The organism is Streptomyces sp. NBC_00038, from assembly GCF_026343635.1.
Lineage (GTDB): Bacteria > Actinomycetota > Actinomycetes > Streptomycetales > Streptomycetaceae > Streptomyces.
The window spans coordinates 3,238,415-3,262,613 of sequence record NZ_JAPELQ010000001.1 but is presented as its reverse complement, the minus strand read 5'-3'; the positions used below and the strand labels follow the sequence as shown (position 1 = coordinate 3,262,613).

18 protein-coding genes are annotated in these 24,199 nt (G+C 68.1%); 12 read left to right on the top strand and 6 right to left on the bottom strand.

Features of this window, described 5'->3' with window-relative positions:
- Window positions 1-46: 46 nt before the first annotated feature.
- Window positions 47-475, top strand: a complete 429-nt coding sequence (locus OG219_RS14915) for a hypothetical protein (protein ID WP_266826726.1) — start codon at window positions 47-49, stop codon at window positions 473-475.
- 190 nt (window positions 476-665) lie between these two features.
- The gene (locus OG219_RS14910) at window positions 666-1,544 is read left to right on the top strand and encodes a triacylglycerol lipase (RefSeq protein ID WP_266826724.1); all 879 of its coding nucleotides are present in this window, start codon (window positions 666-668) and stop codon (window positions 1,542-1,544) included.
- An 87-nt stretch (window positions 1,545-1,631) separates the two neighbouring features.
- On the opposite strand, the gene OG219_RS14905 is transcribed toward OG219_RS14910, so the two are convergent.
- Both OG219_RS14905 and OG219_RS14900 read right to left on the bottom strand, forming a co-directional pair.
- Window positions 1,632-2,348, bottom strand: coding sequence for a PH domain-containing protein (locus OG219_RS14905; RefSeq protein WP_266826722.1), 717 nt, complete (start codon window positions 2,346-2,348; stop codon window positions 1,632-1,634).
- A gap of 121 nt (window positions 2,349-2,469) precedes the next feature.
- Window positions 2,470-2,886: an ATP-binding protein gene (locus OG219_RS14900; RefSeq protein ID WP_266826720.1), complete on the bottom strand. Its 417-nt coding sequence runs from the start codon at window positions 2,884-2,886 to the stop codon at window positions 2,470-2,472.
- A gap of 87 nt (window positions 2,887-2,973) precedes the next feature.
- On the opposite strand from OG219_RS14900, the gene OG219_RS14895 reads away from it, so the two are divergent.
- The 3 genes from OG219_RS14895 (at window position 2,974) to OG219_RS14885 (ending at window position 4,601) form a co-directional block, all read left to right on the top strand.
- Window positions 2,974-3,822 (top strand): helix-turn-helix transcriptional regulator, encoded by an 849-nt coding sequence (locus OG219_RS14895; protein ID WP_266826718.1) that lies wholly within the window; start codon window positions 2,974-2,976, stop codon window positions 3,820-3,822.
- Window positions 3,782-4,042 carry a DUF397 domain-containing protein gene (locus OG219_RS14890; RefSeq protein WP_266826716.1) on the top strand — a complete coding sequence of 87 codons (261 nt, stop codon included), beginning with the start codon at window positions 3,782-3,784 and terminating at the stop codon, window positions 4,040-4,042. The genes OG219_RS14895 and OG219_RS14890 overlap by 41 nt, the downstream gene beginning before the upstream one ends.
- A 61-nt stretch (window positions 4,043-4,103) precedes the next feature.
- Entirely contained in the window at window positions 4,104-4,601 is a 498-nt protein-coding gene (locus OG219_RS14885) for a MarR family winged helix-turn-helix transcriptional regulator (RefSeq protein WP_266826714.1), read from the top strand.
- A gap of 48 nt (window positions 4,602-4,649) precedes the next feature.
- On the opposite strand, the gene OG219_RS14880 is transcribed toward OG219_RS14885, so the two are convergent.
- Together OG219_RS14880 and OG219_RS14875 are read right to left on the bottom strand one after the other, a co-directional pair.
- Window positions 4,650-5,315 (bottom strand): ester cyclase, encoded by a 666-nt coding sequence (locus OG219_RS14880; protein ID WP_266826712.1) that lies wholly within the window; start codon window positions 5,313-5,315, stop codon window positions 4,650-4,652.
- A 123-nt stretch (window positions 5,316-5,438) separates the two neighbouring features.
- Window positions 5,439-6,032 (bottom strand): cysteine hydrolase family protein, encoded by a 594-nt coding sequence (locus tag OG219_RS14875; RefSeq protein ID WP_266826710.1) that lies wholly within the window; start codon window positions 6,030-6,032, stop codon window positions 5,439-5,441.
- 74 nt (window positions 6,033-6,106) lie between these two features.
- Here OG219_RS14875 and OG219_RS14870 point away from each other — a divergent pair, with 74 nt between their 5' ends.
- Window positions 6,107-7,120 (top strand): GlxA family transcriptional regulator, encoded by a 1,014-nt coding sequence (locus tag OG219_RS14870; RefSeq protein WP_266826708.1) that lies wholly within the window; start codon window positions 6,107-6,109, stop codon window positions 7,118-7,120.
- 114 nt (window positions 7,121-7,234) lie between these two features.
- On the opposite strand, the gene OG219_RS14865 is transcribed toward OG219_RS14870, so the two are convergent.
- The gene (locus tag OG219_RS14865) at window positions 7,235-7,843 is read right to left on the bottom strand and encodes a MarR family winged helix-turn-helix transcriptional regulator (RefSeq protein ID WP_266836098.1); all 609 of its coding nucleotides are present in this window, start codon (window positions 7,841-7,843) and stop codon (window positions 7,235-7,237) included.
- 212 nt (window positions 7,844-8,055) lie between these two features.
- Between OG219_RS14865 and OG219_RS14860 the strand changes: the two genes are divergently transcribed.
- On the top strand, window positions 8,056-9,135 hold the full coding sequence (locus OG219_RS14860) for an alkene reductase (RefSeq protein WP_266826706.1): 1,080 nt from the start codon (window positions 8,056-8,058) through the stop codon (window positions 9,133-9,135).
- Between the two features lie 158 nt (window positions 9,136-9,293).
- On the opposite strand, the gene OG219_RS14855 is transcribed toward OG219_RS14860, so the two are convergent.
- Window positions 9,294-10,538: a cytochrome P450 gene (locus OG219_RS14855; protein ID WP_266826704.1), complete on the bottom strand. Its 1,245-nt coding sequence runs from the start codon at window positions 10,536-10,538 to the stop codon at window positions 9,294-9,296.
- A 322-nt stretch (window positions 10,539-10,860) separates the two neighbouring features.
- On the opposite strand from OG219_RS14855, the gene OG219_RS14850 reads away from it, so the two are divergent.
- From OG219_RS14850 to OG219_RS14830, 5 genes are all read left to right on the top strand, one after another.
- A complete protein-coding gene (locus OG219_RS14850; RefSeq protein ID WP_266826702.1) occupies window positions 10,861-12,030 on the top strand; it encodes a steroid 3-ketoacyl-CoA thiolase in 1,170 nt (389 codons plus the stop codon).
- Between the two features lie 278 nt (window positions 12,031-12,308).
- Complete coding sequence (locus tag OG219_RS14845) at window positions 12,309-16,004, top strand: LamG domain-containing protein (protein WP_323183276.1); 3,696 nt, start codon at window positions 12,309-12,311, stop codon at window positions 16,002-16,004.
- A gap of 120 nt (window positions 16,005-16,124) precedes the next feature.
- Window positions 16,125-22,631, top strand: a complete 6,507-nt coding sequence (locus OG219_RS14840; protein ID WP_266826700.1) for an RHS repeat-associated core domain-containing protein — start codon at window positions 16,125-16,127, stop codon at window positions 22,629-22,631.
- Between the two features lie 109 nt (window positions 22,632-22,740).
- Window positions 22,741-23,112, top strand: coding sequence for a hypothetical protein (locus OG219_RS14835; RefSeq protein ID WP_266826698.1), 372 nt, complete (start codon window positions 22,741-22,743; stop codon window positions 23,110-23,112).
- Window positions 23,113-23,196: 84 nt separating this feature from the next.
- Window positions 23,197-24,018 carry a hypothetical protein gene (locus OG219_RS14830; protein ID WP_266826696.1) on the top strand — a complete coding sequence of 274 codons (822 nt, stop codon included), beginning with the start codon at window positions 23,197-23,199 and terminating at the stop codon, window positions 24,016-24,018.
- The last annotated feature ends 181 nt before the right edge of the window (window positions 24,019-24,199 follow it).

Below are 24,199 nucleotides of genomic sequence, written 5' to 3'. Positions count from 1 at the left end.
TGGCCGCGGGGAGTCCCACCCATCAGAAGATCGAGGAGTTACACCCATGAGAAAACTGTCCGCCACCCTGACCGTCCTGGGCATGGCCGCTCTCGGAACCGTCGTCCCCGTCTCCGCCGCGCACGCCGCCGAGACCTGCTCCGACAACTACTCGGCCGCCACAGCCGGCTACATGTACGCCTACGACTATGTCGACTGCGTCGGGCAGCTCGGCAAGGTCTCGGGCAACGACTCGGACTGGGGCGTCGACTCCAACAAGGCCTCGTCCATCCTCAACAAGGGCAACTTCCAAGAGGTCCAGTTCTTCAACGGAACCGGCACGGGCTGGACCGGCGGCCACACCTGCCTCTCCCGCAACGAGGGCTACGCCTCAGACCTCACCGACAACTACTTCACCAGCGGCTACTCGGCCAACAACTCCATCAGCTCGCACCGCTGGGTGAACGCCAGCACCTGCGACAGGTGGGCGACCTGACCTCTGCTTCCGCGTAGCCGAGGCTGACGGGGCCCGGACCTTGCGGGGATGCCTCTCTCATGGCATCCCCGCAGGGCCACGGGCGGCGGCGCTGTCACGTGTTCGCGTGACATGTGCTTCTCCAGCCCGTCCCTTAACTTCGCACCAGGCCGCCCTGGGCGGAATCGATCATCAATCACGGGGGATCTTCATGCAGGGATTGCTGAGACGGCTCACGCTGTTTCTTTCCGCGGTGCTGGCACTTGCCGTCACCGTGCTCACCGTCACGCCGGCCAGTGCGGCGCCGGCCCGGTCGACCACGAACACCAACACGGTCATCTTCGTGCACGGGATCCAGGGCGATCCGACCAAGTCCGGACACGACTGCCGCACTACCTGGTCCGCCGCCCGTAATCACTTCGCGGACAAGGGGTGGCGCGGAAGCCTTCTGACCTTCGGCTACTACAAAGCCAACACGAACTGCAGCCACGAGTTCCCCGGCAACAAGGACACGCCGATCAGGGTGGTGGCCCAGGCATTCGCCAACTACGTCTACGACAACTTCTCAAAGCCCTCGAAGGGGAGTAAGAAGATCGACGTCGTCGCCCACTCCATGGGTGGTCTCGTCGTCCGTGCCGCGCTGCACTACACCAAAATCCACGCCGCGGGCTTCCCGGATTACCTCTACATCGAGGACGTCGCGACGCTCGCCACCCCCCACGGCGGCAGCACCAACGACGGCCTCTGCAGGTTCGTGTGGCAGCAGTGCAAGGACATGCGGCCGAGCAGCGCGTTCCTCGATTCGCTCCCGAGCACCATGCCCGACTCCGCTATGAGTGGTGGTACCGACTGGACCACCATGTCGGCCTTCCACGACGGCTACGTGTCGGAGTCCTCCGGTATCGCAGGCACCGCGGAGCACGAGATCCAGTACAACGACGACCGGGTCGGTCACGTGAGCTTCCCCAAGCTCACCACCGGGACGTACAACTCGCGGATCAAGAACAACTCCACATGGACCAGTTGGAACCGGTACGCCGCTCCAGTGGAGATGGCACGCATTGCGGTGTACCGCCCGTCCTCGGCCTGAGCCCCGCAACACGCAGTGAACGAGGGGCGGTTGTCGCGCTGACGGCGACCGCCCCTCGTTCGGGTCGTCCGCACGGCCGTCGGAATGTCAGGCGTTGGGCCGGCGGTTGCGGTACGTGGAGAGCGCGGTCAGTACGAAGATCAAGGGCAGTCCCAGTCCCATGACCGTGAGCGGTGACAGGATCGACTCCAGCCACTCCGGCATGTCGACGAAGAGTGGGAGCAGCATCAGTACGGTCAGCGGGATGAGCGCGATCATCGCGACGGCGAACCCGGCCATGAGGGCCGCCTGGCGGGCATCGCGCCGGTCGATGAGGACGGCGGCCGCCGGGTCGGGTGCCCAGTCCTCACCGCGCAGTTCCTGCCATGCCTCCAGCAGCAGCGTGAGTTCATGCTCGACGTTCACATGAATGTCGTCGACGAACGGCAGCAGCACCTTGGCGCCGTTCCGGTCGTACGCGTGCACCAGCACGCTGGCCGCACCGCTCTGCGCCGCCCCCGCCGCACTGAACTCCGACCTGATGTCCTGGATGTCCTCCCATGCCAAGCGCCGGTGCCTGATCATGCCGCGTACATCGAGCGCCTTGATGTTCGCGGTGGTGGAGCAGCGCAGGGTGGCGTAGAAGAGCCACCCGAAGAGCGCCACCCATCCCAGGAGGAAGAGGTATTTGAACGCGGCGGGTAAGTCGTCGGCGGTCACCATGGGCAGCATCACGACCAGGGTGCCCACGACGATCACCACGAGGAACGTGTTCCTCCGGGACGGTCTCATCCGGTACTCGCGCGGCAGTCGTTCGTATCCCACAGCAACCCCCCCTGGCTCGGCATGCCTCATCCGTCGGCATATGCCATGGGGCACCATGGTGAAGCCCCAACTACCTTGTGTCGAGGGGTTGTTGTGACTTCGAAGCCATTCCGGGACCCCTCTAATGCCTTTCGTCCTCCTTGGGTGTCCCGCACTCGAACCACACCGTCTTGCCGCCGCCGGTCGGCTCCACACCCCACTCGTCGGTCATCGCCTCGACCAGGACGAGGCCTCGGCCGCCTTCCGAGTCGTTGTCGGGCGCCGAGACGGTCGGAAGCTCGGCCGAACTGTCCGACACCTCCACGCGTACGCCGTACGGCTGCCACAGGACCAGCAACTCGCAGTGCCGGTCCGGGACATGACGCAGGACATTGGCGAGCAGCTCGGTGATCGCCAGGCCGACGGGGTCGGTCAGGCCCGGCATGCCCCAGTGGCGGAGGTAGGCGCGGACGATCCGCCGGACATGACCTGCCGAGTGCTCGCCGACCGTGAAGCGCATGCCGTACTGGACGGGTGGGGGAGGAATGAGTTCGTTCACAGGACGATCGTGGCGGCCGTTCGCTACGCTGAGCTACCGACCGAACACAACTGGCTCGCAAGCCGAGTTGGGTGAGAGGGGCCGTCCGTGACCAACATCAGCGTCCTCGATCCGAGCGCGTCGCCGCTCGATTACTACGGTTTCGAGCTGCGGCGGCATCGAGAGGCCGCCGGGCTCACGCAGAAGGAGTTCGGCGACGTCGTCAACTACACCGGGTCGCTGGTGGGGCAGATCGAGACGGCTCGGAAACTGCCGACGGATGTGTTCAGCGAGCGGGCGGATGCGGCGTTGGGGACCGGGGGGTTGCTGTCGCGGTTGGTGGGGCTGGTGTTGAGGAGTCAGCTTCCGGCTTGGTTCCAGCAGGTGGCTGAGCTTGAGGCTCGGGCGATCGAGATCTGTACCTTCCAGGCGCACATGGTGCACGGGCTGCTGCAGACCGAGGCGTACGCGCGTGCCGTGCTCGGCGCGCTGGACTCCAGCAGGCTCGACGACCGGACCGCCGTACGGCTGGCGCGGCAGCGCATCTTCGACAAGGCCGAGCCGCCGGTGCTCTGGGCGGTCATCAGCGAAGCCGCGCTCTACCAGGAGATGGGCGGTCCGGAAACCATGCGGGGCCAACTGGCCCGGCTGTTGGACTTCGAGGAGAACCCCCGAGTCAACATCCAGGTGCTGCCGTACTCGGCTGGGGCTCATGCCGGGCTGACGGGTTCCTACACCCTCTTCCGCTTCGCGAGTGACCCGGACATCGTCTACACCGAGGGTTACGGGACGGGGCATCCGACCGCCAACCCGGACACTGTCAAGGACTGTTCGCTCCGTTACGATCATCTACAGGCCGCCGCTCTCTCCCTCAAGGATTCGGCGGGGCTGATCCGGCACGTAATGGAGGAACGCTATGGGGAGCAACGCGGTTCCGACCGGGATTCAGTGGCGTAAGTCCAGCTACAGCGGCGACCAGGGCGGCCAGTGCGCGCCCCTCGGCCCCCTGGCCTGGCGCAAGTCGACGTACAGCAGCGACCAGGGCGGCGAGTGCGTCGAGATCGCCTCAACCCCCTGCGCCACCATCGCCGTTCGTGACTCCAAGGTCCCCGACGGCCCCGCCCTCGCCCTCACCCCGGCCGCCTTCACCGCCTTCGTCGCCCAGTTCGGAGCGTAACGGGTATGAGCTCATGACTTGAGTGTTCAAGTCATGAGTCGTTCCGTTATATGCTGCCAAGATGAGCGATACGGACCAGTCGGTGGCGTCCGACGAGCACGCGGACCTGTGGCTGAGTCCGGGCGAATTGGAGTCGTGGCTGTCGGTGGCCAGGCTGGTCACCCGGCTGCCCTGGGCCATTGACGCGCAACTGCAGCGCGACGCGGGCCTGAGCATGGCCGAGTACATGTCCATGGCGATCCTGGCCGACACGCCCGAGCGGACGATGCGGATGAGCGAGCTGGCCGAACACGTCAGCTCGTCGCTCTCCCGCCTGTCGCACCTGGTCAAGCGGCTTGAGAGCCGTGGCTATGTCCGGCGTGAGCCCGATCCCGTGGACGGGCGCTTCACCAACGCCATCCTGCTGGACGACGGGATGCGGAAGCTCGAGTCGTCCGCACCCGCTCATGTCGCCTACGTACGCCACCTGGTGGTGGACAATCTCTCGGCCGAACGGCTGCGCCGCCTCGGCCAGGACGCCGAGCGCATCCTCCAGCGCATCGACTCGCCCGCACGCTGAAACGACACCGGCCCGGCGTAGTCGCGCCGGGCCGGTGTCGGGTGCGGATCACTGAATCCAGGGCGCCTTGTAGGTGCCGGTGGTGTTGAGGAACGCGCTCCAGTCCTCGCCGGCCCACTCCTCGCTGATCTTGCCGTTGCGCAGCTTGTAGACGTCGATCGCGTCCCACTTGACCGACTGCCCGGTGGCGGGAATGCCCAGCAGAGGGGCCTTCAGCGTGCCGGTGACCACCAGGCGGACGACGACCTTGTCGCCCTGGCCGAAGATGTCCTGCACCTCGGCGTGCAGGTCGGGGATCGAGGTCACGACGCTCGTCATCAGCCCGGCGACATTGTCTCCGCCGGGCACGGTGCCGACCGTCCCGCCGTGCCACTGCATGTCGCTGGTCAGATACCGGGCGGCGTGACTCCCGTTGTGCTGGTTGAGGACGTCCTCCATGAACCCCTCCACCACTCGCTTGTTCGCCGCGACCTTCGCGGACTCGTTCCAGTGGGACGCCGCCGCCGCGGCCAATCCGTCGGGCCGGCTGCCGGAAGGTTTCCCGTTCGCCATGGCCCCTGCGGTGGTCAGGCCGCCGACCGTGGCGGTGAGGGCTGCCCCCAGGGCGATGCGCTGCCAGATCTTCATGACGATCTCCTCGTTGACGCGTCCCCGGGAGGGGACGGTGCGGTCGGGCTGAGGCTTGAGCGCCAGCTCGTGGTGTGACTTTAACATTCAAGTCACTGGCATCCGCAAGGCGAGGAACGTCACCTGAATTCCGGGAATTTGGCCGAGGTGAGGCAGGTTGTCGATTGAATGCTCAAGTGGATTTCGGTGATGAGAAATCCTCCGCGAGGCTCAGCCGCCCGCGACTGCGGCCGTCACCAGTTCCTCCGTCGTCACGACCCTCGCGAAGTCCCCTCCGTGCAGCGTCACGGCGGTCGCGCGGCTCAGTTCGTCTGCGGTCAGGTGCCAGCCGAACGGGCCCGCCTGGTCGAAGGTGTACGTGGCGTCGAAGGCGAAGAGGACGTCGTAGCCGAGGTTTCCGCCCATGCGGGCCGTGGTCTCCGCGCACATGTTGGTCTGGATGCCGGCGACGGCGATCTGGGTGATGCCCGAGGACTTGAGCCAGGCGTCCAGGTCCGGGGTGCCGTAGAAGGCCGAGTTCACCGTCTTGGTGATGAACAGCTCCGGGCCCTTGCCGAGGCCGCGCCGCTGCTCGACGTACTCCTTGAAGTCGTTGCCCGGCTGTCCCGGCCGCAGGGGCGAGTCCGGCTTGGTCGAGTCGTGCCGTACGAAGACGACCGGGCGGCCCGTGTCCTGCCAGGCCGCGATGAGGGAGGCGATGTTCTCGTCGGCGGCGGGATTGTTGCGCGGGATCGAGGACGCCATCTCCTCGAAGCCCTGCTGCACGTCCACCACTATCAGCGCCGCGTTCTCTGTGATCTCCATACGGTCCATCGTGCCGCCGTCCGCTCGCTCGCCCCAGGGGGCAGGAAGCCAGCGTTCGATGGTTTACTGCCAGGGTGACCCAGTCGACGACACGCGCCCATCGCATCGCGCTCCTCGCCTTCCCCGGCGTCCGGGCCTTCGACGTCAGCATCATCACCGAGGTGTGGGGAGTGGACCGGACCGACCGTGGTGTACCCGCCTTCGACCTGCGCCGGGTCGCCGCCGACCCTGCCCCCGTGGCGATGCGCGGCGGGCTCTCGGTCACGCCGGACCGGACGCTGGCCTGGCTGCCGCGGGCCGAGTTGATCGTGGTCCCGGGGCTCGATGATCACGTGACGCCCGCGCCCGGACCCGTACTGGAGGCGCTGCGGCGTGCCCACGCCCGGGGTACCACCATCGCGGCGCTGTGCGGCGGTGCCTTCACGCTGGCGCAGGCGGGGCTGCTCGACGGGCGTCGCGCGCTGACGCACTGGAATCTGATCGACCTGCTGCGGGAGCGGCATCCGGGGGTGCGGGTCGAGCCGGACGCGTTGTTCGTCGAGGACGGCAACATCTGGACGGCCGCGGGGACGGCAGCCGGGATCGACCTGTGCCTGCACCTCGTCCGTACCGTTCACGGCGCGGAGGCCGCCGCCGCGGTCGCCCGTTCGATGGTCACGGCGCCGTTCCGGACCGGCAACCAGGCGCAGTTCATCGAGCATCCGGCCGCCCCCGCGGACCCGGACGCCGACGCGCTGGCCGCCGTACGCGAGTACGCGCTCGGGCATCTCCACGAGCCGCTCACCGTTCCCCGGCTCGCAGCCCGCGCCGGGATGTCGCCGCGCTCCTTCGCACGGCACTTCGCGGCGGCGACCGGATCAACTCCGGTGCGCTGGTTGCTGGATCAGCGGATCGCGGCCGCGCAGAGGCTGCTGGAGCGGACCGGTCTCTCCATGCCCGAGGTCGCCCGGCGGGCGGGCTTCGGGAGCGAGGTCACCATGCGGCAGCACTTCGCGGCGCGGCTCGGGACGAGCCCGCGGGCGTACCGTTCGTCGTTCGCGATCCGGCCGGTTTCACCCGCCCAACGGTCGGAGTCGTCCGCCGAGTAGCCGGACTCACCCGTCCGACATTCGGCCTCCCCCGCCGAGTAGCCGGATTCAACCGCCCGACAGCCGCACTCGCCGGTCCGGCCGGCCCCACCCGGTCCAACCGGCCTCGCAGGTTCAGGAGGAAGCGCCCGCCTGAGGATCGGTCCGGGCTCCTGCGCCGCGACCTCGGCCCGTGCCCGTGCCTGTACCGGCCGTCGCGTCGGCCGTGATGGTCACGGCCGACTCCGGACAGTCCGCCGTCTCCGTGCACAGATTCGTCTCGACCTTCGCCAGCAGTCTGGCAAGCTCGGCACGCTCGTCCGTGTCCAGCCCGGCGAGCGTGTACTCCTCCAGATTCGTCCAGGCCGCTGCCACCTCGGCGTTCAGCGCGCAGCTGTCGTCGGTGGCCTCGACCATCACCGCGCGCCGGTCCGTTGGGTCGGGGCAGCGACGTACGTGCCCGGTCTGCTCCAGTCGCTGGAGCATCTTCGTGACCGTCGAGGGATCGAGGGCGACCGCCCTGATCAGCTCCGACTGCCGAAGGGGACCGGCTTCCCACAGGCGCATCATCAGATGCTCCTGCCCGGGATAGAGGCCCGCGCCCTTGAGCACCCTGCCCATCGCGATGCGATGGAGTCGCGCGACCCGGGATAGGGCATGGCTGACGGGACCGCCGCGGGCCGCCGCGGGCAGCAACTCGGCGGTACAGGCGGGGTCTTCCGGTGCCCCGGGAGTGGCGGACAACGCGGCCTCCTTGCCCAGGTCCCCACGGCGACGGGGGATGTCCGTCCGCCGTGGTGCCGCGCTCTGCGCGGCGGCGATCCAGTGGCCCGTACGACCCCCGGTTGAGATACCGATGGTACTCACCCGAAGATAACATTGGTCGGCCAAGTAATGCGCTACAGTGGCTTCCGGCGCAAATGTTTGGCCGACCATGTAACTCTCCGGGAGCGTCTATGACCACCGCGTTCGACCCCATTGAACTGTCCGGCACGCGGCTCGCGAACCGCATCGCCATGGCGCCGATGACCCGCAGCCGCGCATTCGGCGAGGGCCTCACGGTCACCGAGTCCACTGTCGAGTACTACAGCCAGCGCGCCTCGGCGGGCTTGATCGTCACCGAGGGCATCCAGCCCTCCGTACAGGGCCAGGGCTACCCGAACACGCCCGGCCTGCACACCGACGAGCAGGTCGCCGCCTGGCGCAAGGTCACCGACGCCGTGCACGCCAAGGGTGCGCGGATCTTCGCGCAGATCATGCACGCCGGGCGGATCGGCCACCCGGTGCTCTGGCCGGACGAGGAGCGGGTCAGTGTCGCGCCCTCCTCCGTCGCCCCCGACGGACAGCTCTACACGCAAGAGGGGCCGAAGGACTTCATCGCGCCGCGCGAGCTGGCCGCCGGCGAAATCCCCGCCGTCATCGAGGAGTTCGTCGATGCGGCGCGCAACGCGGTCGCGGCCGGCTTCGACGGCGTGGAACTGCACGGCGCCAACGGCTACCTCATCCACCAGTTCATCGCGGACAACACCAACCTGCGTACCGATGAGTGGGGCGGCTCGGTCGAGAACCGCATCCGCTTCGCCGTCGAGGTGACGAAGGCCGTTTCCGCGGCGATCGGCCCCGAGCGGACCGGGCTGCGCATCTCGCCCGGAAACCCTTACAACGACATCGCCGAGACCGACCCGAAGGCCACCTACCCGGCCCTGGTCGAGGCACTGGAGCCGCTGGGCCTCGGCTATCTGCACATCGTCGAGATGACCCCGGGCTACCGGGACATCACGCTGGAGCTGCGCGAGCTGTTCAGCGGCACGTTCATCCTCAACCCGGCGACGGAGGGCCCGACCGACCACAAGGCGCTGGGCCTGGTGGAGGACGGCGTCGCGGACATCCTCGCCTTCGGCGCGCTGTTCCTGGCCAACCCGGACCTGCCGGCCAGGCTGCAGAGCGAGGGCCCGTACAACGCCCCGGACCCCGCCTCGTTCTTCGGCGGCGACGACAAGGGCTACACCGACTACCCGACGCTCGGCGAGAGCTGACGGGGCACGGGAGCTGCGGGGGCAACGGGGGGCTACGGGGCGGTAGCGGGGGCTGCGGGCGTCACGGGGGACTATGGGGTAACGGGGGCGCCCGCGCCTTCCGTGAGACGGGCCGACGGTGCCGGGAGGCCGTCGGCCCGAGCTCGGTTGACGGCGTGTCAGGTATGGCTGACCTGGAGTTCCTTGACGCCGTTGAGCCACGCGGAGCGGAGGCGGCGGGGGTCGCCGGCCAGGCGGAGGTTCGGCATGGCGTCGGCGATGGCGTTGAAGATGAGGTCGATCTCGAGGGTGGCGAGGGACTTGCCGAGGCAGAAGTGCGGGCCTCCGCCGCCGAAGCCGAGGTGGGGGTTGGGGTCGCGGGTGATGTCGAAGAGTTCCGGGTGGTCGAAGATCTCGGGGTCGTTGTTGGCGGAGGAGTAGAAGATGCCGACGCGGTCGCCCTTCTTGATCTGCTGCCCGCCCAGTTCGGTGTCCTGGGTCGCGGTGCGCTGGAAGGAGATGACCGGGGTCGCCCAGCGGACGATCTCCTCGGCGGCGGTGCTCGGGCGCTCGCGCTTGTAGAGGTCCCACTGGTCGGGGTGGGTGAGGAAGGCGTGCATGCCGTGGGTGATGGCGTTGCGGGTCGTCTCGTTGCCGGCGACGGCCAACAGCAGTACGAAGAAGCCGAATTCGTCCGACGCCAGGTTGCCTTCGTCCTCGGCCGCCACCAGCGTGCTGACGATGTCCTTGGCCGGGCACTGCTTGCGGTCGGCGGCCAGGTTCATGGCGTACGAGATGAGTTCGGTGGCCGACTCGGCGCCGACCTCCTCGGTGATCGCGTACTCCGGATCGTCGTACGCCACCATCTTGTTGGACCAGTCGAAGATCTTGGCCCGGTCGTCCTGCGGGACGCCGATGAGCTCCGCGATCGCCTGCAGGGGCAGTTCGCTGGCCACCTGGGTGACGAAGTCGAAGGCGCCGTCGGGACCCGCGCCGGCGATCGCGTGCTCGACGATCGAACCGGCGCGGGCGCGCAGGGCCGCCTCCAGGGAGCGGATCGCGCGCGGGGTGAAGCCGCGCTGCACGATCTGCCGGACCCGGGTGTGCTCGGGCGGGTCCATGTTGAGCATGATCAGCCGCTGCATCTCGATCGTCTCGCGCGGCATGTGCTCGTGGAAGCGGATGACGGCGGTGTTGAGGAACGAGGAGAACAACTCGGGGTGTGTGGAGACGTACTTGACGTCCGCGTGGCGCGTCACGGCCCAGTAGCCGTCGTCCTGGAAGCCCGCGATACCGGGCTGTTGGGGGATCCAGTGGACCGGTTCCGTTCCGCGCAGCTCGGCGAACTCGGGGAAGGGTATGCGGTGGAGCACCAGATCGGGGTCGGTGAAATCGAACCCGTCGGGCAGCGCTGGACAGGGCATCGGCAACTCCCGCCGTTCAACGGTCCTCTGACGGTCTGGTTCTCTGACGGTGTTCTCTGCGGTGTTCTCTGACGGTGCATCAGGAACGGGAAACTGCCGTGAAGGTAGTAACGGGTTCTACAACTAGCAAGGGGCGCGGCGGCCCGAATCATGTGTGGGATCTGTACGGAACACGACTTCCACGGCTGCACGACCCTTGCGGCGCGGGGGGTTGGCTCAGCAGACTGCACACAGAACTAGAACGCGTACTAGTTCGGCGCGGCGGGTGGCCGGGACGCCCGCGCCGCGCGGGTGGACAGGCCCAAGGAGAGGACGAGCCCCCATGGTCGCGGAACCCGTCATCGTCGAAGCCGTACGCACCCCCATTGGCAAGCGGGGCGGCGCGCTCGCCAATCTGCACCCCGCCTACCTCCTGGGCGAGACCTACCGTGAACTCCTGGGCCGCACAGGCATCCAGGCCGACTGCGTCGAGCAGATCGTCGGCGGCACGGTGACCCACGCCGGCGAACAGTCCATGAACCCCGCCCGCACCGCCTGGCTCACCATGGGCCTGCCGTACGAGACCGCGGCGACGACCGTCGACTGCCAGTGCGGCTCCTCGCAGCAGGCCTCGCACATGGTCGCCAACATGGTCGCGGCGGGCGTCATCGACGTCGGAATCTCGTGCGGCGTCGAGGCGATGTCGCGGGTGCCGCTCGGCTCCGGATCCAAGCACGGGCCGGGCAAACCGTTCCCCGACGAGTGGAACGTGGACCTGCCGAACCAGTTCGAGGCGGCGGAACGCATCGCCCGCCATCGCGGCCTGACCCGCGAGAACGTCGACTCGCTCGGCCTCATCTCGCAGGAGCGCGCCGCCATCGCCTGGTCCGAGGAACGCTTCAAGCGCGAGACCTTCGCCGTACAGGTGCCCACCACGGAGGAGGAGCAGCGGGCGGGCCAGGGAATGTGGCGGCTCGTCGACCGGGACGAGGGGCTCCGTGACACGACCATGGAGGCGCTGGCCCGGCTGAAGCCGGTCATGCCCACGGCCGTCCACACCGCGGGCAACTCCTCCCAGATCTCCGACGGCGCCTCCGCGATCATGTGGGCGTCCAAACGGATGGCACGCGCACTGAAGCTGCGCCCGCGGGCGCGGATCGTGGCGCAGGCGCTGGTCGGTTCCGACCCCCACTTCCACCTCGACGGGCCGATCGACGCGACACGGGCGGTGCTCGGCAAGGCCGGCATGTCCCTGAAGGACATCGACATCGTCGAGATCAACGAGGCTTTCGCGTCCGTGGTGTTGAGCTGGGCCCAGGTCTTCGAACAGGACCTGGAGAAGGTCAACGTCAACGGCGGCGCGATCGCGCTCGGGCATCCGGTGGGGGCCACGGGGGCGCGGCTGATCACGACCGCGCTGCATGAACTTGAGCGGCGGGACAAGGAGTTCGCGCTTGTGACGATGTGTGCGGGTGGGGGGCTGGCCACCGGGACGATCATTCAGCGGCTGTAGTCCGCCGGTCGATGGGTCGGGGCGGTCCAAGAGGGGGCCGCGTGTTCGAAATACCGGTCCCTGGATCGCCCCGTATCCCGTGAATTACCCCTCGGTTAACCAGTTGTTCAATTCTGATCCCGTCGACGGCGCGCGGTCGATCAGTTGTCCATTGAAACCTTGACGGTGTGCGATCAATCTGAGTACAACTGTGGCCTCAATGTGAAAGCTGTGCGGCTACGGGGGCTGTTGTGCTGTCAGATGTGATGCATCGTCATGTCGGCGTGCGAAGAGGGAAGTTGCGTGATGTCGCGGTCCTCGTGACGTCCATGGCCGTACTGGTGGGGATTCCGGCCGGTGTCACGGCAATCGCCCCAAAGGCGCACGCGAATTCGCTTTCCGCCGATTCTCCGAAAAGCCTCTCCGAGGGCGAAAAGGCCGCCGCGAAGGCGGCCGAGACCGGCGAACGTGTGGAGATCGCGGGTGAACGCACCGAATACACGACGACATACGCGAATCCGGACGGTCTCACCTTTTCCCTCAGTCAGTCCACCGTGCCCGTCCGTGTGCAGCGGAAGGACGGATCGTGGGCCGAGCCGGACGCGACCCTGGAGCGGCGGGCGGACGGCACCGTAGGCCCGAAGGCGGCGGTCGCGGACGTGTCCTTCTCCGGCGGGGGAGACGGCGCCGACCTGGTGGCCGTCGAGGAGAGCGGCAGGTCGCTGACGGTCGGCTGGCCGGGCACCCTGCCCGAGCCGACCCTGGAGGGCGCCTCGGCGGTGTACGCGGAGGTGCTGCCCGGAGTGGACCTGCGGCTGACCGCGACCACCGAGGGCTACCGCGAGGTGCTCGTCGTCAAGACGCCCGAGGCGGCGGCCCACGAGGACCTGACGAAGCTGGACTTCCCCGTCGAGACCGAGGGGCTGACCCTGCGCGGCGGGACCGGCGGCGGCCTGGACGCCGTCGACGAGAACGGCAACGCGGTGTTCCGTACGCCTGCCGCTCGGCAGTGGGACTCCGCGGGGGACGCGGCTGCGGCGTCCGGGGTGTCGGCGATGTCGCTGACCGCCGCCGAGGACGAGCCCGTCAAGGACGGCGACGGCGAGACCGCCTCCGACCCGACCGAAGGTCCCGGTGACGGCGACGCATCCGCCGTCCTGCCGGTCACGGCGGACACCGACTCGATCACCGTCGTGCCCGACTCCGCGCTGCTGACCGGTGACGACACCGTCTACCCGCTGTACATCGACCCCGACGTGTCCTGGAGCGAGTCCGAGCGCACGCTGCTGTCCTCGGACGGCGACACCTTCTACAACTTCTCCGGCGGCTCGGACGGCGAGGGTGTCGGCTACTGCGGCACGTATGTCACCGGCGGCTACTCCTACTACTGCGGTTCGGGCTACAAGCAGCGGATGTACTTCGAGTTCGCGCCGACCGCGCTGCGCGGCAAGCGGGTCCTTGACGCCACGTTCCGGGTGACCGAGCGGTGGTCGATGTCGTGCGAGAAGACGACGGTGCAGCTGGTTCGGACGCCGAACATCTCGTCGGCGACGAGGTGGCCGGGTCCGACCAGCAACTGGGACATCATGGGCGACCGCACCGTCTCGGCCGGCCGTGGAACGGCGTGCGACCCCGATCAGCCGGACGCTCCGATCGAGTTCAACGACGACCCGGCGCAGAACTACGAGAACCTCACCAACACGGTGAAGGCGTTCGCGGCCGGCGGTTTCTCCCGGCTGACGCTGATGCTGAAGGCGTACAACGAGTCGGACCCCAACGGCTGGAAGCGGTTCGACGACGACGCGGTCCTGGACGTCACCTACGTGGGCGTGCCCGCGCCGCCGACCAGCCCCGGTGTTCTGTCCGGGGAGATCTCCTCCTGCGAGACGGACGCGGACGACCCCGACGTGCTCTCGGACCCGACGCCCACGCTCACCGGGGTGGTCCAGACCCTCGCCGGCGGTGAGAACGACGCGAACCTGCGTGCGCACTTCTACGTGCAGAAGAAGAACGGCACCGCGTGGGACCTGGTGACCGAGCCGGTGCGGCCGGTCAGCCCCGGGTACGTCAACGACAACCAGAAGGTGTCGGTCAGTTCGCCGATCACGCTGACGGACGGCGGGACGTACCGGATGGCGGTGTTCACCCGCTCCTACTACAACAGCGGCAACAGCTATCTGCAGTCGTCCAGCACGGTGACGACCAAGGGCTGGTGCTACTTCAAGGTCGACACGACGGCTCCCAAGGCGCCGCTGATCACGTTCGGCAGCCCGTACTCGCTGTGCACGGCGAACGACTGCGTGCCCGCCGGCGGCCCCGGCGTGAAGGGCAAGTTCATCTTCAACCCGGCGGCGGGTGACACTAACACGGTCGTCGCCTATCGCTACAAGCTGTCCTCGTCCAAGACCTGGTCGGCCGCGATACCCGGAACGACAGCCGTGACCAAGGAGATCCCACCGGAACTGGCCGGCACCCAGGTGCTCCAGGTGCGGGCACTGGACAACGTGGGCAGCGGACGCTGGGGCGCCATCGCGAGCGTGCGGTTCAACGTCCAGGAGAGCCAAGGGGCCACCGGGCGCTGGCAGTTCAACGACAGCGCGGTCGGCTCGGGCGAGACGGTCGCGTCCGACTCCGCGACGACGGCGGGGACGCGCCACCCGGCGACCCTCTACACCACCGGCAGCGGCTGGTCGTCGCTGGGACGACGTGGCTCCTCGGACCGTTCGCTGTGGCTGAACGACGTGACCGACCCGACGCGGCAGACGGGATACGCGGCGACCTCGGCTCCGGCCGTCAACACCCAGTCCTCGTACACGGTTTCCGCCTGGGCGTACCTGACGGAGAACACCGACTACCGCACCGTCATGTCCCAGACGGGCAGCGACAGTTCGGGCTTCTCCCTCTACTACTCCGGCGGCGTCAAGAAGTGGATCTTCCGCTTCAACTGGACCGACAGCAGCGGCGCGCGGCAGTACGTCGCCGCCGGCGCGGAGGTGGCGGGCGTACCGCTGCGTGTGTGGACCCACGTGGCGGGCGTGTACGACGCCGACGCGAAGACCATCCAGCTGTACGTCAACGGCCGGGCCCAGGGCGGCCCGGTGACCGTGCCCGCAGGCGGTGAGAAGCAGACACCCGACGGGACCCTGCAGTTCGGCAGGGCGAGCTATGTGTCGGGCACGTACCTGCAGTACTGGAAGGGCCGCATCGACGAGGCCGCCGTCTTCCAGGAGGCGTTGCAGCCCGGCGACGTGGCGAAGGAGGCCAAGCTGCTGGACTCGACCGGCACGGCAACGGCCACCGAGATGGTGGGCGCCTGGAACCCGGACGGCGCGAGCGTCACCGCGACCACGCTCGCCGACACCCTGACCGGCTACACGGAGCGCACGCTCACCCTGTCCGGGGGCGCCTCGCTGGACGGTGAGGCGATCGTCATGGACGGCACGAACGACGCGGCCACGGTCACCGGACCGGTCGTCGACGACACGGGTTCCTTCACGGTCACCACCGAGGTCGAACTCGACCAGGCGGCGCTGAACGCCAAGGGCACCGGTTACATCGGCCAGGTGCTGGGCCAGCGCACCGCGGACGGCTCCGCCTGGGGCCTCTGGTACGAGCAGACCGGCACCGAGACCCGGTTCGACGACGACGACAACCCCTACGAAGTCCCCGTCGGCTTCTGGCGGTTCGGCCGCCTCGCCGCCGACGGCACCTTCACCGCCGCGGACTCCGACGAGGCGGCGGTGGTCGGCAGCCGGGTGCGGCTGACCGGGGTGTACGACGCGCAGGGCGGCACCGTCGCGCTCTACCTGGACTCGACGCAGAACGACATCGACACCCCGTACACGGCCGTGGTCGGCTCGGGTGAGTTCGCGGCCGGCAAGGCGTACGTGGGCAGCGCGTGGGGCCACTACCTGCCCGGCCGGATCTCGGACATCCGGATCTGGGTGGGCGCGGCGGCGGACGGCACTCAGGTGGACACGATGACCGGCGGCTGACGGCCGCACGCGCAGGGCGCCCGCTGACGTCGGCGGGCGCCCTGCCCACTCCTTCTCCTTTCCTCCTTTCCATTCCGTGGTCGCCGGTGTGGTCGCGACCGTGCCTGACGGGGGTTTGTCGTGAACACCGGTACGAGAGTGGTTCGTTGGCTGCGCGGTGGGCGCGTGGGCGTCGTGGTGGCGCTTGCGCTCGTGCTGACCGCCACGGGCGCGTTGCCCGCAGCGCAGACGGCGACGGCCGCGACGGGTGGGCTGGGCCGCCCCGAGGTGCCGGAGCAGCGGGACAGCGATGTCAGCGCGGTCACCGGTCTGGGTGCAGGTGAGGCTCGTGCGGATGTCGCCGCGTCCCGGAAGGAGAACGAGGCTCAGGCCGATCGGGCGGTGGCCGAGCAGGATGCGGTGTGGCCGGCGGCCGGCCGGGTGACGGTTGCCATTCCGGGCACCCGGTCGGGTCGTGCTGCGGTTGAGGCGGGTGGGCTGCCGGTCACGGTGGCTCGGGGCAGTGTGGGGAATGTGGCCTCGGGTGATTCGACGATCCGGGTGCTGGACCGGAAGGCGACAACGGCCGCTGGGGTCAAGGGTGTTGTGTTCACGGCGACGGCTTCACAGCCGGGCCGGGCTCATCTGACCCTGGACTATTCGGAGTTCGCCTCGGCCTATGGCGGCGGCTGGTCGGGACGGCTCGGTCTCGTCGCGCTGCCGGCCTGCGCCCTGACCACACCGGAGAAGGCCGCCTGCCGTACTCGTACGCCGCTGGCTTCCGACAACGACGTCGCGGGGCAGGCCGTGTCGGCGGACGTGGCGCTGTCTTCGGCGACCGTGCTTGCCCTGGCGGCCACCTCAGGGGCGTCCGCCTCGGGCTCCGGAGACTACTCGGCGAGCCCGCTGTCCCCGTCCTCCACCTGGGAAGCGGGCGGTTCGTCCGGTGCGTTCACCTGGTCGTATCCGCTGGACACGCCGCCCGCCGCTGTGGGTCCGACTCCGTCGCTGGGACTGTCGTACGACTCGGGGAGCATCGACGGTCGTACCGCCTCGACCAACAACCAGTCCACCCAGGTCGGTGAGGGCTTCGACCTGTCCTCCTCGTCGTACATCGAGCGTTCCTACGGAAGCTGCGACGACGACGGTCAGGACGACAAGGCGGATCTGTGCTGGAAGTACGAGAACGCCTCGCTGGTCCTGAACGGCAAGTCCAGTGAGCTGGTCAAGGACGATACGAGCGGGGTGTGGCGGCTCAAGGACGACGACGCCTCCACCGTCACGCACTCCACCGGCGCGGACAACGGCGACTCCAACGGTGAGAACTGGACCGTCGTCACCGGCGAGGGCACCAAGTACGTCTTCGGCCTGAACAAGCTGCCTGGCGCGGGCACCGAGCGCACCGAGTCGGTGTGGACGGTCCCCGTCTTTGGTGACGACTCCGGCGAACCCGGCTACGACCAGGGCTCCGCCTTCGCCGACCGCTCGGTCACCCAGGCCTGGCGCTGGAACCTCGACTACGTCGTGGACCTCAACGGCAACGCGATGTCGTACTGGTACACGCCGGAGACCAACTACTACGCCAAGAACGGCGCCGACACCGCCACCACCCAGTACACCCGGGGCGGCTACCTCAGCAAGATCCTCTACGGGCAGCGTGCGGACACCCTGTTCACCGGAGTCACCTCCGACAAGGTCACCTTCACCTACGCCGAGCGCTGCACCGCGAGCGACTGCTCGGAGCTGACGGACGACACCTCCGACAACTGGCCCGACGTGCCCTTCGACGCGATCTGCAAGAAGGACGCCGACTGCGACGCCAAGGACCCGTTCTTCTTCACCCGCAAGCGGCTCACTCAAGTCGACACCTTCGCCTGGTCGGCCTCCGGTGCCGCGTTCACGGCCGTGGACTCCTGGGCGCTGACCCAGGAGTACCTGGACGGTGGTGACATCGGGGACACGAGTGACCAGACGCTGACGCTGAAGAGCATCCGGCACACGGGCAAGAACGGCACCGACATCGCGCTGCCGCCGGTGAACTTCACCTACCAGATGCGCAAGAACCGGGTCGACGCCACCGACAACATCCTGCCGCTGCGCCGTCCGCGGATCGAGAGCGTCACCTCGGAGACGGGTGCGATCACCCGGGTCACCCTGTCCGAGCCGGAGTGCGTGCGCGGTTCCAACGTGCCGAGTGCTGCCGACACGAACACCAAGTCCTGCTATCCGCAGTTCTGGCACATCAACGGGGCCGAGAACGCCTCGATCGACTGGTTCCACAAGTACCGGGTCCTGGCGGTCAACACCTCCGACCCGACCGGCAAGAACGATGCCGTGGAGAACGCGTACTCCTACTCCGCGCCCGCCTGGCACTACAACGACGACCCGCTGGTCGACGCGGACGAGCGCACCTGGTCCGCCTGGCGCGGCTACGGCCAGGTGACCGCCACCAAGGGCGTGGGCACCAACCGGAGCAAGACTGTGTCGGTCTACCTCCAGGGCATGAACGGCGACCGGCTGCTGAACGCGGCCGGTGACCTCGATGCCACCGCCCGCCGCTCGGCCACCGTCGCCGGAGTGGACGTCAGCGGCCTGGACGTCGCCGACCAGACCGACAGTGACACCTACGCCGGCTTCCTGCGCGAGCAGATCACCTACGACGGTTCGGCACCCGTCTCCGTCACGGTGAACAACCCCTGGTCGAAGAAGACGGCCACACAGCACAAGTCGTACGCCGACACCGAGGCGTACTACGTCCGCACCGCCAAGACCGCCACCCACACCTACCTGACCGCCTCGTCGAACTGGCGCACCCGTACTCTCGCGACCAGCTACGACGACTTCGGCATGGCCTCGGCCGTCGACGACACGGGTGACACCGCCAAGTCCGGTGACGAGACCTGCACCCGCACCTGGTACGCGCGCAACGACAGCATCGGCATCACCTCCCTGGTCTCCCGCAGCCGTGCGGTCGGACGGTCCTGCTCGGTCGCGGAGACCGCGCTGTCGCTGCCGACGTCCTCCGCCACCCCCGGTGACGTGCTCTCCGACACCGCGACCGTCTACGACAGCACTTCGGCGACCGCTTGGAGCGCGAGTCAGACGCCCACCTTGGGGCTCGCCACCTGGGCCGGCCGGGCCTCCGCGTACCCCGCCTCGGCGACCGGAGGCGAACGCAACCCCACTTCCTGGCAGACGGCCACCAGGACCACGTACGACACCGCGACGGCGAAACTCGGGCGCCCCCTGTCCGTCACCGACGCGGTGGGCAACACCACCACGACCGCCTACACCCCTACGGACGCCGGACCGCTGACCCGCACGGTCGTGACGAACGCCAAGGCCTACAAGAGCTACACCTATCTGGATCCCGCGCGCGGCACCCCGACCAAGGTCTACGACGTCAACACCAAGCTGACCGAGACCGCTTACGACGCGCTGGGCCGGGTCACCGCCGTCTGGCTGCCCAACCGCTCCCGGTCCTCGTCGCAGGCCGCGAGCTACACCTACGCCTACTCCCTCACCGCCGACGCGCCGTCCTGGACGTCCACGTCGGCCCTGAAGGCGGACGGTGACACCTACAACACCACGTACAGCGTCTACGACGCGTTGCTGCGTCCTCTGCAGACGCAGTCGCCGACCCCGCTCGGCGGACGGCTGTTGACCGACACCCGTTACGACAGCCGGGGTCTGGCCTACGAGACGTACGCCGAAATCTTCGACCAGGACAAGACCCCGAGCGGCACCTACACCCGTGCCGAGTACGGCGAGGCCGCCCAGCAGACCGCAACCGTCTATGACGGAGCGGAACGGGCCACCAGCAGCACCCTTTACATCTACGGTGTCAAGCGCTGGACCACGTCGACCAGTTACACCGGCGACTCCACCGCCACCACCGCCCTGGCCGGCGGCTCGGCGAGCCGGGTGATCACCGACGCGCTGGGCCGCACCACCGAGCGGCGTGAGTACTCCGGCACCTCCCCGGCCGACCCCGCATACGGGTCGGGCACCGGCGCCCCCTACACGTCCACCTCCACCACTTACACGCCCAACGGCAAGGAGCTCACGGTCACCGGACCGGACGGCTCCGTCTGGTCCTTCGGTTACGACCTGTACGGCCGTGCGACCTCGGCCACCGACCCGGACACCGGCAGGACCACGACCGGCTACACCGACAAGGACCAGGTCTCCTGGACCAAGGACGCGGCCGGACGCGTCGTCATCTCCGGCTACGACCCGCTCGGCCGCGTCTCCGGCACCTGGACCGCCCCGGCCACGGCCGACCTGACCTCCACCACCGAGGAGCGGGTCGCCGCGAACCAGCTCACCGGCTACACCTATGACTCCGTGGCCAAGGGGCAGCTCGACACCTCCGTCCGTTACGTCGGCGGCAGCGGCACCTCGGGCACGGCCTACACCCAGAAGGTCACCGCCTACGACGCGCTGTACCACGCCGTGGGCACCCAGCTGGTGCTGCCCGAGGGCGATGCGCTGGTGAAATCCGGTGCGGTCCCGTCCACCACGCTGGACTTCTCCTCGTACTACAACATCGACGGCACCCAGCAGTACACAAAGGAGCCCGCGGCCGGCGGGCTCGCCGCCGAGCAGGTCGAGACGCAGTACAACGGCTTCGGGCTGCCTACCGCGCTGTCCGGCACGAGTGGATACCTGCTGGGCGCGGCCTACTCCGCACTGGGCGCACCCGAGCAGCTGACCCTGGGCACCTCACTCGCCACCGGCGTCAAGAAGGCGTACATCACGAACACCTTCGAGGAGGGCACCGACCGCCTCACCCAGTCCGTGGTCACCGACCAGACCCACGGCTACGAACTCCAGGAGCTCAACTACACCTACGACGACGCCGGCAACGTCACCGCCATCACCGACCCCACCACCCAGGGCGGGACCTCCGCGGCCGACAACCAGTGCTTCGCCTACGACGGTTACCGACGCCTCACCGAGGCCTGGACCCCGTCCGCGGCCGACTGCTCGACGGCGGGGCGCACGACGACGGGACTCGGTGGCGCGAGCCCCTACTGGACCTCGTACACGTACAAGGACTCCGGTCTGCGGGCCACCGAGACCACTCACACGACCGCCGGCGACACCAAGAAGACCTACTGCTACGACAGTACGAAGGCCCACCGGCTGGCGGCCGTCACCACCGCGGCCTCCTGCACCGGAGTAACCCCGGTCTACGCCTACGACACGACCGGCAACACCACCGGCCGCCCGGACGGCGTCGCGACACAGTCCCTCGCCTGGAACGAGGAGGGCAGCCTGGGCTCCCTCGCCGAGGGAAGCAGTACCACCGGGTACGTCTACAGCGCTGACGGAAGCCTCCTGATCAGGCGGAACACGTCCGGGGACACCGTCCTCTACCTCGGCAGCACCGAGGTCCACCTCGACAACAGTTCCGGCACGGCCAAGACCTGGGCCCAGCGGTACTACGGTGTCGCGGGCTCGACCGTCGCGATGCGCACCAACAAGTCCGGCGCCGACAGCCTGGTGTATCTCGCCGGTGACCAGCACGGCACCTCCACGCTGGCTCTCACCGCCACCGACCAGGTCGTCACCAAGCGCTACTTCACTCCCTTCGGCCAGTCCCGCTCGGGCGGCACGGGCACCTGGAAGGACGACAAGGGCTTCCTCGGCAAGGCCGTCGACACGGGCACCGGGCTCACCCACCTGGGCGCCCGCGAGTACGACCCCTCGACCGGCCGCTTCATCAGCGTCGACCCGCTGCTGGAAACCGGGAAGAGCCAGTCCCTCAACGGCTACAGCTACAGCGAGAACAATCCCGTCACGCTCTCCGACCCCTCGGGTCTCGGCACCCCCGAGTGCATGAGCGGGGTCATCACCGGATGCAGCAACGGCGTCCCCGACAGCGACTCCGTGTACCACCCCGAGCGGGAGCAGCACGGCACGGCCAGTACGACCGGTAGCGGCACCCTCTTCGGCGGTGGCGGCATCAGCACCATCAGTGGCGGCCAAGTGCCGAGCCCGCTCCCGTACTTCGACCCCGCCTGGGCCCTGGACCCGACGGTGCGGCAGTGGGTCGCCGAAAACAACAACAGCAACCCGGTGGGCAACTTCCTGTTCGGCCTGGGCATGCCGGTCACGACGGTCATCGACCTCACGAGCGCGCTCTACACGCCCTCCTGCGTCATCGAGGGGCAATGCCTCACCAAGCGGTACATCGCCTGGGGCGAGCGGCACGGGCTGAATCCGGAATCGACCGCCGCCGCGCTGGGCATGGCCGTCGGCAGCGGCGGCAGGAAGCCGAAGGGCAAGCCGGGCGATCCCCCGGCCCCGCCCGTCACGGAGTCGAAGCCCGGTTACAAGCCGGCTCCCGGGGTCGAAGGAGACCCCTACAGCCCGTCGAAGGTCAAAGACAGGAGCGATGCGAACCGGAATTTCTACAAGCCCACGGACGGCGACCGGGCCGCCGCCCTCGGCTACAAGACGCGGATTCCCACGAATAAGGCGCATTTCGACTCTCATGGCGAAGACGTGTTCTTCAACGGCAAGAACTACATCACGCGCGACAACACCGGTCACAATGTGACGGACGGCTGGAAGATGTTCAACCGCAGAGGACAGCGCATTGGAACCTACGACCCAGACCTCAACTACCTCAAGCCATAACCGTTTCGCGATCGAGGTGGTCGACGGTCCCGCCTCGGGAGACGCATCAACCGGGTCTCCCGAGGCGGCGGGGCGGATCAGTGTGGGGGACTTCGCGGAGTCCTTCCCGATGAATCTCTCCTACTGGGGAACCGAGGACTATCTGCGGAGTTGGCGCCGCGCGCTGCGGATTCTCGAGGAAAGCGACACAGCGGTGTCGTGCCTGATGTCGTCGATCACCGAGCCGGAGACGAGCAACTTCGTATTCTGCTGGCCGCTTTACCGGCAGGGAGACGACGTCTTCGTGCAGAACTCGGTCATTTTCCTGGAGGGCTCGGGCGTGGACGCGGATGTGGAGGTGCCGTTCCGTGAGGACGCTCCGTGGCTCTCCGTACAGCCTCACAGCGTCGTGGACGAGGACGGCAACCGCATCTCCGAGTGGCGCACCGGAATGGCGGAGATCAGAGACTTCGTCGAAACGACGGACTGGGCACGGGCGTGAATCCGTTGGACTTGGCCTGACGGCGGCCGGCGGGGTGTGCGACGACATGATGGGGAGACCGCGATGGAAGCCGAGGCTCCGGGTATGGACTTACACATCGAGGCAACGCTCGACGAGCGGTCGGTCGGGTCCCGAGGGGACGCTTTCGTCCGGTGGTTCCGGACCGCGGTCGACTCCTTCTTCCCGGATCCGTCGGCCTTCACCGACTCCCAGATCCTGGTCGACGAGTTGTTCCAAGGAGGCGGAAAGGAACTGCGGACGAGCGGCGTGTGGGACAACTGGCCCGCGCTGGAGGCGAGTCTGCGGCGCTATCCCTTCTACGCCGACCTCACCGTCCACAGCCCGGTGGATCACGAGTACGACACCATCGACGTGGCTGGTCGCGTGAACGGGTCGTATCTGCGCAGCGACGGAAGCTACGCGGCGCTTTCCGTCGGGACGACGGCGGGTGAGCGCACCGGCGATCCGGAGTTCTGCGCGCGCATCGTGGACTTCCTCGCCGAGGCGCTGGACCGCACTGATCCGGTCTTCGTACGCGTGGAACATCTCAACTTCTCCGAAACCACCAACCTGGAAGCGGGGCTGCGCCGAGCCCACAGGAAGTCCCTGCGGGAGTCCCGTTCGCATCTGCGGGGCTATGCATGGGTCACCGGTGTGCCGAGCGAACTGGCGGCCCGGCTGGGCGGCCGGCAGCGGCTGGCCGCGACCGGGGTGTTCCACCGGATCGAGGAACTGAGCAGCGGTGGGCTGCTGTTGCAGGCCACCGAGACGCATGCGGGGTACTCGGACCACGCGATGCACGCGATCTTCAGAGTGCTCGCGCCTGTACTTCCGCCCGGCATTCCCCGCGCGCACCCCGCCCATCCGGAGATGCGCCTGGTCCTGGAGGATGCGAGCGGCGTCTGAGACCGGCGAATACGTGTGATCGGTATGAATTCCTCCGCATCTCCGAGTGGGGCACCGGAAGGCGGAGATCGGAGTTGCCCGAATTCCTCGCCAATTTACGGACTGTTTGATTCCGTTCCCTTTGCCGGTGCGCAATCGATGCGTGGTCGGATCGGTGTGTGGATCAATACACCCGTTGAAA

Coding starts and splice junctions, on each gene's coding strand:
- OG219_RS14915 (WP_266826726.1), top strand. CDS start 47: ATGAGAAAACTGTCCGCCACCCTGACCGTCCTGGGCATGGCCGCTCTC.
- OG219_RS14910 (WP_266826724.1), top strand. CDS start 666: ATGCAGGGATTGCTGAGACGGCTCACGCTGTTTCTTTCCGCGGTGCTG.
- OG219_RS14890 (WP_266826716.1), top strand. CDS start 3,782: ATGGGGAGCAACGCGGTTCCGACCGGGATTCAGTGGCGTAAGTCCAGC.
- OG219_RS14885 (WP_266826714.1), top strand. CDS start 4,104: ATGAGCGATACGGACCAGTCGGTGGCGTCCGACGAGCACGCGGACCTG.
- OG219_RS14880 (WP_266826712.1), bottom strand. CDS start 5,315: ATGTTAAAGTCACACCACGAGCTGGCGCTCAAGCCTCAGCCCGACCGC.
- OG219_RS14875 (WP_266826710.1), bottom strand. CDS start 6,032: ATGGAGATCACAGAGAACGCGGCGCTGATAGTGGTGGACGTGCAGCAG.
- OG219_RS14860 (WP_266826706.1), top strand. CDS start 8,056: ATGACCACCGCGTTCGACCCCATTGAACTGTCCGGCACGCGGCTCGCG.
- OG219_RS14855 (WP_266826704.1), bottom strand. CDS start 10,538: ATGCCCTGTCCAGCGCTGCCCGACGGGTTCGATTTCACCGACCCCGAT.
- OG219_RS14850 (WP_266826702.1), top strand. CDS start 10,861: ATGGTCGCGGAACCCGTCATCGTCGAAGCCGTACGCACCCCCATTGGC.
- OG219_RS14835 (WP_266826698.1), top strand. CDS start 22,741: ATGAATCTCTCCTACTGGGGAACCGAGGACTATCTGCGGAGTTGGCGC.
- OG219_RS14830 (WP_266826696.1), top strand. CDS start 23,197: ATGGACTTACACATCGAGGCAACGCTCGACGAGCGGTCGGTCGGGTCC.